This window comes from Bradyrhizobium sp. S3.2.6 (assembly GCF_040546885.1).
Classification (GTDB): domain Bacteria; phylum Pseudomonadota; class Alphaproteobacteria; order Rhizobiales; family Xanthobacteraceae; genus Bradyrhizobium; species Bradyrhizobium cytisi.
Genome location: NZ_JBEPOS010000008.1, coordinates 188,788 through 205,993 on the forward strand (window position 1 = coordinate 188,788; position 17,206 = coordinate 205,993).

Below are 17,206 nucleotides of genomic sequence, written 5' to 3' on the forward strand. Positions count from 1 at the left end.
GGAGAGCGCTCAGTGCCTCTATTCGCTTTTTTGAACGAGGATTTATAGAAACGCACGCTTTGATTGTGCAAGTCAATTGGCGTGACCGCAATTTCTGCCCAGTCGGTGTGCAGGCCTTACATTTGCCCGGCAGCCCCTGTCTGCTACAATCTTTCGGCGCCACAATGACTGTGGCCGCCCAGCAGTTGTTGTGCCTGTCATGATGATCAGTGTCGACAACAGGTCCCCGGACGACGGCTCGGATCAGAGCCGGCCGAAAAGGCGTACTGCCGCCGCTGTCTTCATCGATGTCGTCGGATATTCCCGCTTGATGGGAGGCGACGAGGAAGGCACGCATCGGCGATGGATGTCGATGCGCACGGACGTGATCGAGCCACGCGTCGCTTCGAGCGGCGGCGAGGTCATCAAAAGCACCGGCGATGGGCTGCTTCTGGAATTCAAGAGCCCGCTTGACGCGATCAGCTTCGCGCTCGGCACCCAGCTCCATTTGGAGAAATCGTCATCGGACGGGGGCAACCCGCTGCAGATACGGATGTCCGCCAATGTCGGCGACATCATCGCCGAGCACGACGATATCTACGGGGACGGCATCAATATTGCGGCCCGACTTCAGGAATTCGCTGGCCCCGGCGGGATCGTGATTTCGGGGGCCATCCACGATCAGGTGAAGGATCATCTGCGCTATCAGGCCGCAGAGCTGGGCTTCCTGACGCTCAAGAATATCGAGCGGCGTATCCGGGCATTCAAGATCGCGCATCACGAGCTGCGGCCTCCGACGATCTCGGTGGCTCATGCGCTCAAGCCGTCCGTGGCGGTCCTGCCGTTGCAGATGCTCGGTCTCGAAGCGGCGGACGCCTATCTGGCGCAGGGTATCGTCCACGATATCGTGGCATCACTGGCGGGAATCCGCGATCTGTTCGTCGTATCCAGCACGTCGACGCTGGGTTTCACCGACCCGACCATCGACGCTGCCAGCGTCTGCCATCACCTGGGCGTGCGATATCTTGTCACGGGGACGCTCACCCGCAGCGGCGAGTTGTTGCGGATGCGGGTTCAGCTGATCGATGTCGATACGAAGTCCATGCTGTGGACCAACCAATATGATTCATCGATCAGCCAGTTATTCGACGTGCAGGAGAAAATCGCGACAAACATCGCATATGCGCTCCTGCCGCACATCCACATATCCGAACTGAAGCATGCCGAGCGCAAGATTCCGCAGAGCATGAACGCCTACGACCTGGTCTTGCAGGGCATGTACCGCCTCTATCGTCTTGGTCATGACGACATGCAGGTGGCACGAACCCTGTTCGAGCGAGCGCTCGACCATGATCCCCACTATGCGGCGGCCTACGCGCTGATGGCAAAGTGGTACATCCTGCACATCGGCGAAGGGCATACGACCGACTTCAAGGCCGACTCCCACGAAGCTCTCAGGCTTGCATCGCGTGCGCTCGAATTCGAGCCGTCGGATCCCATGGCGCTGGCCATCTTCGGCCATATCAATTCCTTTCTCTTCGCCGCGTATGACCGCGCCATCGATGCCTTTGACCGTGCGATCGGAGGAACGCCGAATTCCGCAATCGCCTGGTCGTTGAGTGCGTCGACCTACTGCTATATCGGTGACGGGCCGCGTGCGGTGGCGCGCGCATCGTACGGGATATCGTTGTCGCCGCTCGATCCGTATGCCTACTTCTATCAATCGGCGCTCACTAACGCGCACTACACCAACGAGACCTTCGACGAGGCCGTGCATTGGGGCACGAAGGTCATGGCGGGGGCTCCTCAGTTTGTCGCCAATTTGCGACTTCTTGCGGCAAGCCTTGTCGCCGCCGGTTCGCTCGAGCGGGCGCGCGAGGTGGGCGCCGCGCATATGCGGATTGATCCCTCATTCTCGGTCGAAAAATATTGCAGCTGGTACCCGATCAAGCAGCCGGCGCGTCTCGCTCTGCTTGCCGAACGATTGATTGAAGCTGGGCTGCCTCGCTAACAGCGAGACGAATTGCGCCGCGACGTCTGCTAGCCGTCAACAAACAGGTTCCCGCTGAACAAGCTCCGGAGGATGACATGGGAATGGGCATGGGAATGGGCATGGGAATGGGTATGGGAATGGGTATGGGGATGGGAATGGGAATGGGTATGGGAATGGGAATGGGTATGGGCTTCGGAGCCACCCCGGCCGAGCTCAGCTTCCGGCCCTTGACCCTGCAATTCGACCTCGGCCCGAACTGCGCGCCAAGCTTCCCGCAGCAGACACTGCCATCGGGGGACTGGCAGGGCAGGATCGGACCCTGGGATCCCGACGTGCTCTGCTTGCTCTTCCTCACCGAGTTCATGGAGAACTGCGGGCCCGGCTGGAAACAGGTCAATCTCGCCGGGCATACCCCCGATTTGCTGGGCTGGCAGCAGGGAAGTGCAAACCCGACCGCATTCATCAATGCCGAGCTTCATCACCTCCAGCAGCTCATGCAGATCGACCGCGAGCGGTATATGGGCGAGATCGTCTTTCAGCACGACAATGCGCCCGGCTACTGGGTGAGCATGCTGGCGGTCAACAACCGCGCTCACTATTACACGCTGGTGCTCATGAACCTTGCCGTTCGCATCGGTCAGGTCGTCGCGGTCTACTATAAGAAGAAGTACAAGCGGCCGCGGCCCTCGTTCATATGTCCCGGTCTCCTGCCGGCGTTCGGCCCGCCAGCCCATGCCTCGTTCCCGAGCGGCCATTCGCTCCAGAGCTGGCTGATGTCGTACCTGCTTGCCGAGGTGCTGCCGCATTGGACGGATCAGCTCGAATGGCTCGCCAGCCGGGTCGCATTCAACCGCGAGCGCGCGGGCGTGCACTATCCGAGCGACAGCGCCGCCGGCAAAGTCATTGCTCGTGCTTGCGTGGACCTGATTAAGGACCGGACCCGATGTCCAGAGACCGGTCATCTATTCGATGCTGTGGTGGCGGAGTGGGCCGCATCGGTCACGCCAAATACGGTCGCGCAACTTACGAATGAGCCGTTCCCGAACTTCCCCCCGCCGTAGCCACGCCTACGGAAGCTGCCATTCGCGATAACCGAGGTTGTTGTCGCTGCGGACGAGATCTTTCACCGGCGTCGGGCCGGTGGCGCAGCGCAGCGGGGAGTCGTCGTCGATGTTGCTGCGGTCGCCGGCAACGGTGGTGCGGACCAGCAGCGCATTCCTGCCGACTTGTGGAGTCCACTCGAACGGGCCGAACGTGTAGGATTGCCCGCTTGGGACGTTGTGTGGCGCGTTGTTCCACTGCAGCTTCTGCCAATAGTTCGCTGCAGGCTCCCAGGTATCGGCGGCAGGGCCGGTGGCCGCAAAAACATCCACCGATGCCGCTATCGCCGCATCGTCGCCTCGATTGCGCAGACTGACGTAGACGTAGTTGGGCTGTCCCGGCGTCGGCTGTGTGCCCGCGGTGTCGGCATCGGGATTGGGGAGGACCCACACCGCCCCCGGCAGAGCGTGCCAGCCGCTGTTGCTGTAGCCGTAGCCCCCGGCGCGGCCGTCGTCGATAAAGATATCGACCGCCGGCGGGCGTCCCGGTTCGTTGCGTGGGCTGTTCGATGCGATCTGGTACAGGCCCTGCTGTTCGAACGCCCAGCGCACGACCTTGTGCACCATTCCACCGAGCCGGGGCGTTCCGTCGTCGTCGACTTCTGAGGTGCCGACGTCGGCCTCCATGAGCGCCGTGGCGAATTGGCTTGCTTCGCTGGTCGGTTCTGTCTGGACACAGCCGAGCGAGCCGATCGCGCTCACGATGAGGTACGCGCAATAATAGGCCGCTGCCCGGCGGCGTTCGACGTCCGGCTCGACAACACCCGCCGCGTTGGTGCGGCGAGCATCCCCGCCCAGCGCGCAATAGAGACGGAACAGGGTGCTCGAGAGTATCTGCTCCGCATTGTATCCGGCCGGATCGCGCAATCCGTAGGTGGGATTGGGGCGCTCATAGAGCGTTCCGTTCCATCCCCAGCCGTCCTCGACCTTGCGATCATGACGCCGGAGCGGCAGTTGAATGAAGGGGAAGGTCACGCCGCGACATGCATCGTCGTCGAGCTTGACCAGCCTGGAGGAAGGATCGTCCATGATCGCCGCAAGCGCATCGCCGGCGCTATGGGCGAAATCGAATTCCGTCGATCCGGTCGCGGCAAGGATCATCACGTGGCAGAATTCGTGCCAGACGAAGCGCACATCGGCGACGAGTCCGAGCGGATTTCTCCAGGTGTCGGCGAAATCGGCGAGCCCGAACAGCATCCGGGCGTCCCAGGGCGGCCCGACCGGATCGGCGCGGAACGGTGTCACATAGGCATTGATGCCGCGGCCGTCGCGCGCGCCGGAGCCCGCCAGCATCTTGGCCCTGTGCTCGACGACCAAAGGCCGCCTGATCTTGGCGAAATAGTCGGCGTTCGTGAACCCGAACTGCTCGACCAGCAGCATCATGGAATCGCAATGACAATAGGCGCTGACCGCAGCGAACGCGTTGGTCCGCGCCGAGAACGCGAAAGGCGGTCGCTGCACAGGTGGATCGTAGTCGGCACCCAGCGCCGCCGGCGTCAGCACTTGAACGCGCGGACCGGAGAGCTTGCGGCGGCCGCCCGGGGCGTGATCAAGGTCGAGCAGTGCGACCGGATCGCGCTCGGGATCGAGCAAGTCGGCTCCGGTATCGGGACGCAGCTCGAAAGTTCCGGACTTGCTGTCGGGATCGCTGAGAAAGGCGTATCCGGCGCATGCCGACGCGATTGGCGCCTTGCGCAAGAGTTCGTTCTCGAAAGGATCGAGCAGAACCCGATGCGCGATCTCCTCGCCTGCCACGGACAGGAATGCAGTTGCACTGACCGCGATGCCCAGCGCGCCGCCATAGACGGCACTGCGCTTGCGCAGGCGATAGGCGACAAGCAGCGCGTCTCCGATGCCGGTCTTGTCGTCGGAAAGGCCAAGCAAGGGAGCCAGAAGGCTCTCGGTCAGATCGCGAGGTAGGAAGTCTGCCCATGCCGGTTCCAGGACCCGGCCAGGAAATGTTCGCTCGACGAACTCAGGCGCGATCGACAATTGTGCGTTCTCGATCGTCGTCGATCGCGCGCTGGTGATCAGTGGGATCGCGCCGCGGTGATGGACCACCAGCCGTATGCTGCCGCCCAGGACATCGGGGACAAAATCGGAGGCTGCCAGTGGAGCCGTCTGCTGGACCCAGACGATCGAGGTCTCGATGGTCGAATTCCGTTTCAGTTCGCGAGGGGCCACCCATCGAAATCTGAAACCACCGGCTCTCGTCGGTCCGTCGTCGTTGATGGTGTCGTTCAGGTGCTGCCAGTCGTCATCGCTGATAGGCAACAGATGGCGATGCACACCAGCATCCTGCAGATAGGCGAGGGCGGCCTGCTTGGCGGATTGGCCGGACTCGCCGTTCGCAGGTGTCTGCAAATGGCGCAGCTCCCGGACGTTCCGGTGCGCATCGAGTTCGATCAGAAGGTCTGGTCCCTGCGGAAGATTCACAGTTTACCTCGAGGGGTCTCGATCTCCGGCGCGACTGGCCTGATCATGCTCCCGGTGCTTGCGCGAGGCAAGCGTCCTGCTTGTCGTGGAGGGGCGCGCAAGAGCTGCCAGGAAGAGGAATTCCGGGCGCACGGGCGGTCCAGCGACAAGTCTCACGCGATCTTCAGCGTGGGCTCATTCGCCTCCGTCTCCGCAAACCCCGCCTGCAAAACCTCTTCCCGCTTGTGGCGCAGATGGGCGCGCAAGATGTGGGAGAGGCCGGCGCCGTCGCGGCGCTGGAGCGCGTTCAGGATGGCTTCGTGCTCGCTGACCGCAAACGCCCAGCGCTGCGGCGTCATCGGCGTGACGTAGCGGGCGCGGCGGATGCGCGCGGTCACTGACGCATAGAGCCCCGTGAGCACGGGATTGCCGGCCGCATTGACGATTCCCTCGTGGATGGCGCGGTTGCCGCGATAGTACTGGATCAGATCGCCCTCACGATAATGCTGCACCATCGCTACATGCGCAGCCGCGATCTCCGCGATCTCGTGATCACTGATGCGCTCGCAGGCGAGCTCGCCGGCCAGCGCTTCGAGGCCTTGGCAGACCTCGAAGAGGTCGCGCATGTCCTTGTCGGTCAGTTTTGCCGCGCGCGAGCCGCGATGGGGCAGGAGCTGCACGAGGCCCTCGGCAGCGAGCACCTTGAGCGCCTCGCGGAGCGGCGTGCGCGAAATCTCGAGCCGTTCGCACAGCTCGCGCTCGGGGATCCGCGCGCCCGGCGGAATCTCGCCGTCGAGCAGAATGTCGCGGATGCGGCCGACGACCTCCTCATGCAGCATGGGATATCTCTATTTTTGAATGCAAAAATGATCTCATAGACGAAAGTCAGGTAATTATATCTTGTAAATCTGATATTTTGCATTCAAAAAGACAAAAAACAGCGGGGATCGCGGAAATGGACCAGACCGTAGAGGCGGACGACCTCGTTTTTGAATGCAACGACGGCATCGGGCGGATCACCTTCAACCGCCCGCAGGCGCGCAACGCCTTCACCTTCGCCATGTACGAACGGCTCGCCGCCATTTGCGGGCAGGCCAACGACGATCGGTCCATCAAGGTGCTGGTGCTGCGCGGCGCCGGCGACAAGGCCTTTGCCTCGGGCACCGACATCAACCAGTTCCGCGAATTCAAGACGCCGCAGGACTCCATCGACTACGAGAACCGGATCGACCGGGTGCTCTCCACCCTCGAGCAATGCCGGGTGCCGACGATCGCTGCGATCAACGGCTTCTGCACCGGCGGCGGGGCGGGGATAGCCGCCGCCTGCGACCTGCGCATCGGGACGAGAAGCACGAAGATCGGCTTTCCCATCGCCCGCACGCTCGGCAATTGCCTGTCGATGTCCAATGTCAGCCGTCTCACCGCGCTGATCGGTGCTGCGCGGGTCAAGGATTTGATCTTCACCGCACGCCTGGTCGATGCGGTGGAGGCAGCCCACGTCGGGCTGCTCGGCGAGGTCGTCGACGATCTCGCAGCGCTCGACGAGCGTGCCGACGAGCTCGCGCGCCTTGTTGCCAGCCATGCACCGCTGACGCTCAACGCGACCAAGCAGGCGGTGGCTCGCCTGCAACGGCGGCTGACGCGGGACGAGGGCGAAGACCTCATCCTGATGTGCTACACGAGCCAGGATTTTCGCGAAGGGCTCGATGCTTTCCTCAACAAGCGCGCCCCGCAGTGGCGCGGTCAATAGGACGCACCCGTGATGCAAAGCGATCGATCGCAATCCACTTCACGCCGTGTCGGCCCGCTCGCCGGCCTCAAGGTCATCGATCTCACTCATGTCATGGCAGGGCCGACCTGCACCCTGATGCTCGCCGACATGGGGGCCGACGTCATCAAGATCGAGAAATGGCCGAACGGCGATGACACCCGTCATTCGGTCCCGCCCAGGATCGGAGACGAGGCCGCCTCGTTCCTGATGATGAACCGCAACAAGCGCGGCATCGTGCTGGATCTGAAGACCGACGGCGGCAAGGCGGTGCTGCGGCGGCTGATCGCGGACGCCGACGTGCTGGTCGAGAACTTTGCGCCGGGCGCGATGGAGCGCCTTGGGTTCGGCTATGAAGAGCTGCACGGAAAATTCCCGGCGTTGATCTATTGCTCGCTGTCGGGATTTGGCCGCACCGGTCCCTACAAGCACCGCCGCGGCTTCGACCTGGTCGCGCAGGCCATGAGCGGCATCATGAGCTTCACCGGCGAACGCCCCGATGGCCCGCCGGTGAAATGCGGCCCGCCGCTATCGGACATCACCGCCGGCCTGCTCGCGAGCATGGGGATCCTCGCCGCCTACACGCACCGCCTCAAGACCGGCGAGGGGCAGTGGGTCGAGACCTCGCTTTACGAGGCGGCGCTGGTGCAGACCTATTGGCAATCGACCATCGCGCTCGCCGCCGGCACGGCGCCGCGCGCGATGGGCTCGGCCCATCCGCTCAACGCGCCGTACCAGGCGTTTGAGGCCTCGGACGGCTGGCTCGTGGTCGGCGGTGCCAACAAGAAGCACTGGCTGCTGATGCTGGAAGCGCTCGGCGCGAGCGAGCTCGCCTCCGATCCGCGCTTCGTCAACGGCGCCGACCGCATGGCGAATCTGAAGGAGCTCGAGGCCGTCTTGAGCGAACGCTTCCGCACCCAAACGCGCGCGCATTGGCTCGCGGCACTCGACGAGAAGGGCGTGCCCTGCGGCCCCGTGCACGACATGCTGGAGGCGCTGAGCGATCCGCAGACGCTGGCGCGCGAGATGGTCGTCGAGGTCGAGCATTCCACACTCGGCCCGGTCAAGACGATCGGGCTGCCGGTCAAGTTCTCGGAAACCCCGGGCAAGGTCCTGTCCGGCGCGCCCATCTATGGCGAACATACGCGCGAGGTGCTGGCCGAGCACGGGTTCGACGAGAAGCAGATCGAAGCGCTCGAGCAAGAAGGCGCGATCGTCTCGGCATCCAGGGAGCGCAGGGAACGCGTCGCCTGAACGGACGTCGAGACGACTGGTCAAACAAAACAGAAAAAATCAGTTGGAGGAAATCATGCGTGGGACGTCTCTCTTTTTGTTGTCCGTCAGTGCGGCCGTGCTTGCAGGCAACGCGCCGGCGTGTGCTGCCTGGCAGCCGCAGAAGCCGATCGAGTTCGTGGCGACCGCCGGCCCCGGCGGCGGGACCGACAACATCGCCCGCGCGGTGCAGAACATCATCACCAAGTACAAGCTGACGGACCAGCCGATCGTCGTCGTCAACAAGGCCGGCGGCAGCGGCGCCGAAGGCTATGTCTACGGCAAGGCCTCGGCTGGCGATCCCTACAAGGTGATCTTCGGCACCTCGAACGCCTGGCAGCAGCCGCTCGTCTCTAAGGTCGCATTCAACTATACCGACCTGACCCCGATCGCGGCGATGGCGCAGGACGAGTTCCTGCTCTGGGTCAAGCAGGACTCGCCCTACAAGACTGCGGGCGACTATCTGAAGGCCGCAGCGTCGGGTGACTTCAAGATGGGCGGCGCGCAGTCCAAGGACACCGACGAGGTGTTGACGCGCATGATCGAGAAGGCCGGTCATGTGAAGCTGACCTACATCCCCTTCAAGAGCGGTGCCGAGGCGGCCGTGCAGCTCGCCGGCGGCCATATCGATTCCCACGTCAACAATCCCAGCGAGAGCCTCGGGCAATGGCGCGGCGGCACCCAGCGTCCGCTCTGCGCCTTCAGCCCGAAGCGGCTGCCGCAGGGCGCCAAGGTCACTGCGACCGAGGGTTGGAGCGACGTGCCGACCTGCGTCGAGCAGGGCCTCGATATCAAGCAATATGAGCAGCCGCGGACGGTCTGGCTGCCCGGCAAGGTCACGCCGGACCAGGCGGCATACTATGTCGACCTCATGAAGAAGGTGCAGGCGACACCGGAGTGGAAGGACTACATCGAGAAATCCTCACAGATCGACACCTTCCTCACCGGTGCCGAGTTCGACAAGTTCATCAAGGAGGATCTCGAACACCTCAGGCAGGTCGCAAGCGAGCAGGGCTGGCTGGTCAAGTAAGACCGGGCGCGCTTGCGCAAGTGAAATGCCCTTGTCCATTGCTCGACTGGAGCCCTCGATGATCTCACGACGCGCGCTCGAACTTGCGACGGCCATCCTCACCGGCGGTTTTGGTGTTGCGGTGGTGGTCCAGAGTCTGGACAACGGCATCGGCTGGTCGAGTGCGGGTGTGGATTCCGGCACATTCCCGTTCCTGACCGGCGTCATCATTGTCGCCGGCAGCCTGTACAATCTGGCGCGCGGCGTAGTGCCCGGCGCGACGCTGGCCAGCGTGCCCATCGCGATCACGTCCATCGAGCTGCGGCGGCTGGCGGGCCTGTTCGTGCCGGCCGCGATCTTCGTCGCCGCCATCCCGCTGCTCGGGATGTATCTGGCGTCGGCAATTTACGTCTTCGCGGTGCTCGCGATCCCCCGTCATCAATCCGTGCTGCGTTCGGCGATTGCGGCGGCAGCGACGGCGCTCGCCCTCTACGTCGTGTTCGAGCGCATGTTCCAGGTCAGCCTGCCGCACGGCGCGCTCGCCGCCGCGTTCGGGTTCTGAGGGGCGGGTGATGGATAATCTCTCAGAGCTTTTTCACGGCTTCACCATCGCAGTCACCGTGCCGCATCTGGCGCTGATGGTCGTCGGCGTGCTGCTCGGCATCCTCGTCGGCGTGCTGCCGGGGCTAGGCGCGCCGAACGGGGTGTCGCTGCTGCTGCCACTGACCTTCGGCATGCAGCCGGTCTCGGCGATCATCCTGCTCTCCAGCATGTATTGGGGCGCGCTGTTCGGGGGCTCTGTGACCTCGATCCTGTTCAACATCCCCGGCGAGCCGTCCTCGGTCGCGACCACCTTCGACGGCTATCCGATGGCGCGCGACGGCCGGCCGACCACGGCGCTCGCCACCGCCTTCGGCTCGGCAGCGTTCGGCGCGCTGATCGGTGTCATCCTGATCACCTTCCTGGCGTCATGGGTGGCGCAGGTCGCGCTCGCCTTCGGCCCGCCGGAATACTTTGCGGTCTATTTCCTGGCCTTCGCGAGCTTCGTCGGCATGGGCGGCGCGGCGCCGATCAAGACGGTGGTGGCGCTCGCGATCGGCTTTGCCATCGCCGCGATCGGCATCGACACGGTCTCCGGCAGCGTCCGCCTCACCATGGGCATCGACGAGCTGGTCAAGGGCGTGAACTTCGTCGTCGCGGTGATGGGCTTGTTTGGCATCGGCGAGCTGCTGGTTGCGGTCGAGGAGGAGTTTCATGCCCGCGCCGTCTCCTCCAGGATCGACTGGCGCGAGGTGTTCCGCGCCGTCGGCCGCCTGCCGCGGCACGGCGTTGCGCTGCTGCGGAGTGCTGCCATCGGCTGCTGGATGGGGATCACGCCGGGCGGCCCGACCGCAGCGTCCTTCATGAGCTACGGCATCGCGCGGCGCTTCTCGCGGCGCGGCCGCTATTTCGGCACGGGCGAGGTCGAAGGCATCATCTCGCCCGAGACCGCCGACCATGCCGCCGGCACCAGCGCGTTGTTGCCGATGCTCTCGCTCGGCATTCCCGGTTCGGCCACCGCGGCCGTCATGATGGGCGGGCTGATGATCTGGGGCCTCAATCCCGGGCCGATGCTGTTCGTCGACCAGAAAGACTTCGTCTGGGGCCTGATCGCCTCGATGTATGTCGGCAACATCGTCGCGGTCGCGCTGGTGCTGCTGACCGTGCCGGTGTTCGCCGCCTTGATGCGGATTCCGTTCGTGATCATCGCGCCGCTGATCGTGATCATCTGCGTCGTCGGCGCCTATTCGGTGTCGAACTCCTATCTCGACGTCGTCATGATGCTCGGCTTCGGCATTGTCGGCTATCTCTTCAAGAAGCTGTTTTATCCGCTGGCGCCGCTGGTGCTCGCGATCGTCATCGGCGACAAGGCCGAGGATGCGTTCCGGCAGTCGATGCTGATGTCCAAGGGATCGCTCGGAATCTTCTTTGCCAACAAGCTGGTGACGTGCCTCGTGGTGGCCGGCATCGCGCTGTTGCTGCTTCCGCTCGTGCTGCAGCTTGCGCGGCCGTTTCGCAAGACGGCGTCTCCGGACGCCGATACGCCAGCCCAGGAAAAGGTGATCATATGACCGCAAAGCCGCTCATTGCTCTCGCGATGGGAGACCCCGCCGGCATCAGCCCGGAGCTGACGGCAAAGCTCGCGGCGCTGGACGAGATCCGGGCCTGCGCCCGCCTCGTCGTCATCGGCGACCGCCGCATCTTCGACGAAGGTGCACGCGTCGGCAGCGTTGCGCCGGAGCTGACATCGGTGGAGCAGGGGCGCGATTTTCGCGCCACGAAGGGCGATGCGCTGTTCGTCGATCTCGGCCATCTCGATCCCAGGGACGTCGAGCCCAAGACTGCGACCCCGGCCGGTGGAAAATTCGCCCTCGCGAACTACCGCTACGCGCTCGAGCTCGCCCGCGACAATCGCGTCGATGCCGTCTGCTTCACGCCCTTCAACAAGCAGGCGATGCGGTATGCCCGCGCCGACTATGACGACGAGATCGCGTTCTCGGCGGAGGTCGCCGGCCTCAAGACGCCGGCCAGCGAATTCAACGTGCTGGGCGAGCTCTGGAACGCGCGGGTCACCTCGCACATTCCGCTCAGGGATGTCGCTGCGAAGCTCTCCGCCGAACGCATCCAGCGTGCGCTCACGCTGACCGATGCCTGCATGCGCAACGCCGGCTTTGCGCGCCCGCGTATTGCGGTCGCGGGCCTCAACCCGCACGCCGGCGACGGCGGCAATTTCGGCCGCGAGGAGATCGACATCATCGCGCCGGTGGTGGAAGCCGGCCAGCGCGAGGGCATTGCCGTGGAGGGGCCGTTTCCGGCCGACACCGTGTTCCTGCGCGCCAAGGCCGGCGCCTTCGATGCTGTGCTGACGATGTATCACGACCAGGGCCAGATCGCGATGAAGCTGATGGGGTTCGATCGCGGCGTCACCTTGCTCGGCGGCTTCCCGTTTCCGATCTGCACCCCCGCGCACGGCACCGCCTACGACATCGCCGGCCAGGGCGTCGCATCGACCGGTGCCAGCCGGGCCGCAGTGCTGCTTGCGGCGGAGATAGCCGGGCGACGGGTCGGTTGATCCGAGCCGGCGCGCTTTTCGGGAAAAACTGGAAACTTCCGCGATCGAGTCGAGTTGCCAATCCGACGGATGTCTCCGCCTCGGAGCTGGAACATGATCGAGGAGGCGCCACTACGCGCGGCAGCGAAGATTGCTTTCGCCCTCGCGCTCTTGGTCTTTGTCTTGGTCTTGGCGGCCGCACCGGCGTTCGCCGCCGGGATGGACGCGGCCGCGATCGGTGCCGCCGAGCCCTCGAAGAAAACCCTGTCGAAGGAGAAGCCGACCCCGGCGGGCGTGCGTCTGCAGGTGCTGCTGGACAGGGCCCATTTCTCGCCGGGCGAGATCGACGGCAAATTTGGCGAGAACGCCAGGAAGGCGCTGCGCGCCTATGCGGAAGCGCGGCAATTGCCTGGTACGGACGAGCTGACGGACGAGGTCTGGAAGGCGCTGCAGGCGGACGACCGGCCGCCGACGGCGACCTACACCATCATCGATAAGGACGTCGCCGGCCCGTTCCTGCGCAAGCTTCCGTCGAAGATGGAGGACATGAAGGACATTCCGAGGCTCGGCTACACCAGTCCGCGCGAAGCGCTGGCCGAGAAGTTTCACATGAGCGAGCAGCTGCTGGCGGCGCTCAACCCTGGGCGCCATTTCGACCGCGCCGGTGAGACCATCACTGTGGTCGACACGAGCGACGGTGGAAGCGCTGCGCCCGTGAAGGCAGGCAGGGTCGAGATCGACAAGAAGCGGCAAACCGTAAAACTGTTCGACAAGTCGAACGCGCTGATCGGTTTTTATCCGGCGACTGTCGGCAGCGAGGAGAAGCCGTCACCTTCGGGCACGCTGAAGGTCACCGAGATCGATCCCAATCCAACCTATCGCTACAATCCCGCCTATCACTTCAAGGGTGTTCATTCCCGAAAGCCCTTCAAGATCAGGCCCGGTCCGAACAATCCGGTCGGCACGATGTGGATCAACCTGTCCGCCGACGGCTATGGCATCCATGGCACGCCGTCGCCGCAAAATATCTCCAAGGCGCAATCGCATGGTTGTGTGCGCCTCACCAATTGGGACGCCGAACGCGTCGCAACCAGCGTCGCGAAAGGCACGCCGGTCGCGTTCGTGGAGGGCGGTGGTTGATGCCAGCGCCCGCCGCGACGGCCGTAGGGCGGATCCTCAGACGCTCGTAAGCCAGGTTGCGAGCGGCGTTCTTCCAAGCCGCGCCTCGCCGAGCGGGATCAGCGAAGTGTCGTCATGGGAGCGCCGTAATACTGTTCGGGATCCCGGCAGGAAGCGGCCGACCTGACGCGTCGAGCGCAGCGGTGACGGATGCTTCGCTCGGCCGTTCGGCTCGCATCGGTTCGACCAAACCTCATCCGACTTCAGACCGCCCGCAAGCCTTCCTTGGGCACCTCTCGGATCAGCTTGTCGATATCGCTCTGCTCCAGCGTCTCCTTCTCCAGCAGCTGCTTTGCGGCGCGGTCGAGAATGGATCGGCGCATCGTGAGCAGGCCCTGCGTCCGCTGGAACACATTGTCGACGATCACCCTGACCTCCCGGTCGACGGCCGCTGCCGTCTCCTCGGCATATTCGCGCTCGCGCACCGGGTAGGGACGATCCGTGCTCGCCAGGAAATTGCCGGGATCGCGCTCGTAGGCGATGCTTCCGAGCTTCTCCGACATGCCGTAGCGCGTCACCATGCTGCGGGCGATATCGGTAACGCGGCGCAGATCGTCGGCGGCTCCGGTCGACAGATGGCCGAACACAATCAACTCGGCAGCGCGGCCGCCGAGCAGAACCGCCATCTTGTTTTCCAGCTCTTCCTTCGTCATCAGGAAGCGGTCCTCGATCGGCCGCTGAATGGTGTAGCCGAGCGCGCCAACGCCGCGCGGGATGATCGACACCTTATGCACCGGGTCAACCCCGGCTAGCGACAGAGCGACCAGTGCGTGACCCATCTCATGGTAGGCCACGATGTCGCGCTCGCGAGGGTTGAGCAGGCGGTTCCGCTTCTCAAGTCCTGCGACCATCCGCTCGACTGCGTTGTTGAAGTCGCTCATGCCGACTGCTTTGGCCCCGCGGCGCGTCGCCAGCAGCGCCGCCTCGTTGACGAGATTGGCGAGATCGGCTCCGGTGAATCCCGGCGTCAGTGCGGCCACCGCCTCCGCCTCAACGTCGGGGGCGAGCCGCACCTTGGTCATGTGCACCTTCAGAATGTCGACTCGGCCTTTCTTGTCCGGGCGATCGACGAGGACCTGGCGATCGAAGCGACCGGCTCGGAGCAGGGCGGGATCGAGGATTTCGGGCCGATTGGTTGCAGCGAGGATGACGAGGCCCGATCGCGAGTCGAATCCATCAAGCTCGACCAGGAGCTGGTTCAGGGTCTGCTCCTTCTCATCGTGACCGCCCGCGAACGGGCCGATACCGCGAGCGCGTCCGAGCGCGTCGAGCTCGTCGATGAAGATGATGGCAGGCGCCTTCTCGTGTGCCTGCTGGAATAGATCACGAACACGGGCGGCGCCGACCCCAACGAACATCTCGACGAACTCGGATCCCGAAATCGAGAAGAACGGCACTTTCGCTTCGCCCGCTACCGCCTTCGCCAGCAGGGTCTTGCCTGTCCCCGGTGGTCCGACCAGCAGCACGCCTTTCGGCATGCGTCCGCCCAGCCGGCCATAGTCGGCGGGAGATTTCAGAAAATCGACGACCTCGCGAAGCTCGTCCTTGGCTTCGTCGACGCCTGCAGCGTCGGCAAAGGTGACGCCAGTGTTGGACTCGACGTAGATTTTCGCCTTGCTCTTGCCGATCTGCATCAAGCCGCCGCCAAGGCCGCCGCTTTCGGCGATGCGGCGGCCGACGTACCACCACAGGCCGAAAAACAGCAGCACCGGCATGACCCACGACAGCAGATCGCGGAAGAAGGTGCTTTCGATCTGGCCCGTGAAGCGGACATTGTGCTTCTCGAGCTCCTGGGCGATGTCCTGATCGACGCGCGTCGTGATGAATTGCTTCTGGCCGCCCGGCAGCGGCTCCTTGAGCGTGCCCTGCAAGGTGCGGTCCGAGATTCCGACGCTCTCGACCTTGTTGTCGCGCAAGAGCTGCTGGTACTCGCTGTAGGGGATAACGGCGATCTGGCCGACCGTCGCAATCAGGTGCTGAAGGACAAAGACCGCAAGGATGGCGGCAATGGCATAGGCGATATTGAAGCGGGTCTTCGTCGTCATGCGAAAGCTCGGTATGACGGGTGAACGGGGCGAAAGCGGACGCCGGCATCGGCCGGACCATCGGGAATAACCTGGGCCCGCAGGCTTGGTTTCAATACTGGGCCGTCGCGTGCCCCGCGCGGCCCGTTGTCCGGCGCAGCAGGCCTTCCCGGCCTCGCAAAGAGCACTGCGCCCGCAAACGGCGCGACGATCGTCGATGCCTTCGCTTTGCCCGACGTGTCAAACGACCGTGGCTAAAAACCTTGTGCCTGCAACCACCGGGGGCCGGCTGGCCCACCGGTCCCAGCGCGCCGGACGGCCGGCTCGTCATACGGCGCAGACGATTACGCCGCACCAGCCGAGCCCGCGATAGGTCTCGTAGCCCGGCGTCGCGTGGAAGCCGATCATCGACCCGGTGCGGTGCCGGCTGATCCGGCGTTACTCTCCGTTGTGGGTCCTCACGGCTTTGCGAGCCACGTTGCGAGCGGCGTCTTCCCGAGCCGCGCCTCGCCGAGCGGGTTCAGCGAGGTGTCGTCGATCGGGGCGCCGTAATACTGCGCGCTGGGGTCTCCGACCACTGGACGATTGTCGCCGGACGCCTTCAGACGTCGCGCGACGAATTCATTGAAGGGGGCCTTCTCGGGGCCTGCGATATCGATCGTGCCGTTCAGCGGCCGTCCCGTTGCGACCTCGGCAAGGCTATCGACCACATCGTCGGATGCGATCGGCTGAAACAGCGCCGATGGAACGACGATCTTGCCTCCAGTCACGCCCGCTTCGCCGATGGCGCCGAGGAATTCGAAGAACTGGGTGGCGCGAACGATCGAGTAGGGCACCGAAGAGGCCTTGACGATGGTCTCCTGTGCGAGCTTGGCACGAAAATAGGCGATGTCGGGCGAGCGGTCGGTCCCCACGATCGACAGCGCGACATGATGCTTGACGCCAGCTTTGGCCTCGGCAGCGAGGAGGTTCTTGCTCGAGCGCTCGAAGAATTCGAGCACGGCGGCAGGCTCCCAGGATGGTGAATTGGCGACGTCGACGACAACATCCGCGCCGGCCGTCGCCGCCGCGAGGCCTTCGCCGGTCACGGCGTTCACACCCGATCTTGGCGAGGCGGCTACTGTCTCGTGGCCCTGCTGCTTGAGCTTCGCAACGAGCTTGGACCCGATCAGCCCGGTTCCGCCGATCACGACAATCTTCATGACGTGTCTCCTCGATATTTCGGAACGCGAGTTGACCGATCCAGCCGATGCTCACGCTCTCACGTTGCTGAATGTGATGCGGGATGCATCCTAACAGAGTTGTCGGGCACGCTCCCCCCTGTAGCGGCCCAAACTCGCCGGAAAATGCTCAGGAAACGTGCATGCCGAGAAAAA

Annotated in this window: 13 protein-coding genes; 9 read left to right on the plus strand and 4 right to left on the minus strand. The window is 64.1% G+C overall.

Annotation, left to right across the window (positions count from 1 at the left end; all coding sequences use genetic code 11):
• The first annotated feature begins 199 nt into the window (after positions 1 to 199).
• Together ABID58_RS17395 and ABID58_RS17400 are read left to right on the plus strand one after the other, a co-directional pair.
• Positions 200 to 1,990 (plus strand): adenylate/guanylate cyclase domain-containing protein, encoded by a 1,791-nt coding sequence (locus ABID58_RS17395; protein WP_354033514.1) that lies wholly within the window; start codon positions 200 to 202, stop codon positions 1,988 to 1,990.
• Positions 1,991 to 2,067: 77 nt separating this feature from the next.
• Complete coding sequence (locus ABID58_RS17400; RefSeq protein ID WP_354033515.1) at positions 2,068 to 3,033, plus strand: phosphatase PAP2 family protein; 966 nt, start codon at positions 2,068 to 2,070, stop codon at positions 3,031 to 3,033.
• Between the two features lie 6 nt (positions 3,034 to 3,039).
• Here the strand turns inward: ABID58_RS17400 and ABID58_RS17405 are convergent, their stop codons facing one another.
• Together ABID58_RS17405 and ABID58_RS17410 are read right to left on the minus strand one after the other, a co-directional pair.
• Positions 3,040 to 5,436, minus strand: a complete 2,397-nt coding sequence (locus tag ABID58_RS17405; protein ID WP_354033516.1) for a hypothetical protein — start codon at positions 5,434 to 5,436, stop codon at positions 3,040 to 3,042.
• Positions 5,437 to 5,660: 224 nt separating this feature from the next.
• Positions 5,661 to 6,326 carry a GntR family transcriptional regulator gene (locus ABID58_RS17410; protein WP_148748835.1) on the minus strand — a complete coding sequence of 222 codons (666 nt, stop codon included), beginning with the start codon at positions 6,324 to 6,326 and terminating at the stop codon, positions 5,661 to 5,663.
• Between the two features lie 116 nt (positions 6,327 to 6,442).
• On the opposite strand from ABID58_RS17410, the gene ABID58_RS17415 reads away from it, so the two are divergent.
• From ABID58_RS17415 to ABID58_RS17445, 7 genes are all read left to right on the plus strand, one after another.
• Entirely contained in the window at positions 6,443 to 7,237 is a 795-nt protein-coding gene (locus ABID58_RS17415; protein WP_354033517.1) for an enoyl-CoA hydratase/isomerase family protein, read from the plus strand.
• A 12-nt stretch (positions 7,238 to 7,249) separates the two neighbouring features.
• Entirely contained in the window at positions 7,250 to 8,509 is a 1,260-nt protein-coding gene (locus tag ABID58_RS17420; RefSeq protein ID WP_354033518.1) for a CaiB/BaiF CoA transferase family protein, read from the plus strand.
• A gap of 55 nt (positions 8,510 to 8,564) precedes the next feature.
• Positions 8,565 to 9,557 carry a Bug family tripartite tricarboxylate transporter substrate binding protein gene (locus ABID58_RS17425; RefSeq protein WP_354033519.1) on the plus strand — a complete coding sequence of 331 codons (993 nt, stop codon included), beginning with the start codon at positions 8,565 to 8,567 and terminating at the stop codon, positions 9,555 to 9,557.
• A gap of 58 nt (positions 9,558 to 9,615) precedes the next feature.
• Positions 9,616 to 10,098: a tripartite tricarboxylate transporter TctB family protein gene (locus ABID58_RS17430; protein ID WP_354033520.1), complete on the plus strand. Its 483-nt coding sequence runs from the start codon at positions 9,616 to 9,618 to the stop codon at positions 10,096 to 10,098.
• A 10-nt stretch (positions 10,099 to 10,108) separates the two neighbouring features.
• Positions 10,109 to 11,647 carry a tripartite tricarboxylate transporter permease gene (locus tag ABID58_RS17435; RefSeq protein WP_148748840.1) on the plus strand — a complete coding sequence of 513 codons (1,539 nt, stop codon included), beginning with the start codon at positions 10,109 to 10,111 and terminating at the stop codon, positions 11,645 to 11,647.
• Positions 11,644 to 12,648: a 4-hydroxythreonine-4-phosphate dehydrogenase PdxA gene (locus ABID58_RS17440; RefSeq protein ID WP_354033521.1), complete on the plus strand. Its 1,005-nt coding sequence runs from the start codon at positions 11,644 to 11,646 to the stop codon at positions 12,646 to 12,648. Before ABID58_RS17435 ends, ABID58_RS17440 begins: the two co-directional genes overlap by 4 nt.
• A gap of 198 nt (positions 12,649 to 12,846) precedes the next feature.
• Entirely contained in the window at positions 12,847 to 13,767 is a 921-nt protein-coding gene (locus ABID58_RS17445; protein ID WP_502916416.1) for a L,D-transpeptidase family protein, read from the plus strand.
• Positions 13,768 to 14,009: 242 nt separating this feature from the next.
• Here the strand turns inward: ABID58_RS17445 and ftsH are convergent, their stop codons facing one another.
• Together ftsH and ABID58_RS17455 are read right to left on the minus strand one after the other, a co-directional pair.
• Positions 14,010 to 15,851: an ATP-dependent zinc metalloprotease FtsH gene (ftsH, locus tag ABID58_RS17450; RefSeq protein ID WP_354033523.1), complete on the minus strand. Its 1,842-nt coding sequence runs from the start codon at positions 15,849 to 15,851 to the stop codon at positions 14,010 to 14,012.
• Between the two features lie 437 nt (positions 15,852 to 16,288).
• Positions 16,289 to 17,032, minus strand: a complete 744-nt coding sequence (locus tag ABID58_RS17455; RefSeq protein WP_354033524.1) for an SDR family oxidoreductase — start codon at positions 17,030 to 17,032, stop codon at positions 16,289 to 16,291.
• Positions 17,033 to 17,206 lie beyond the last annotated feature (174 nt).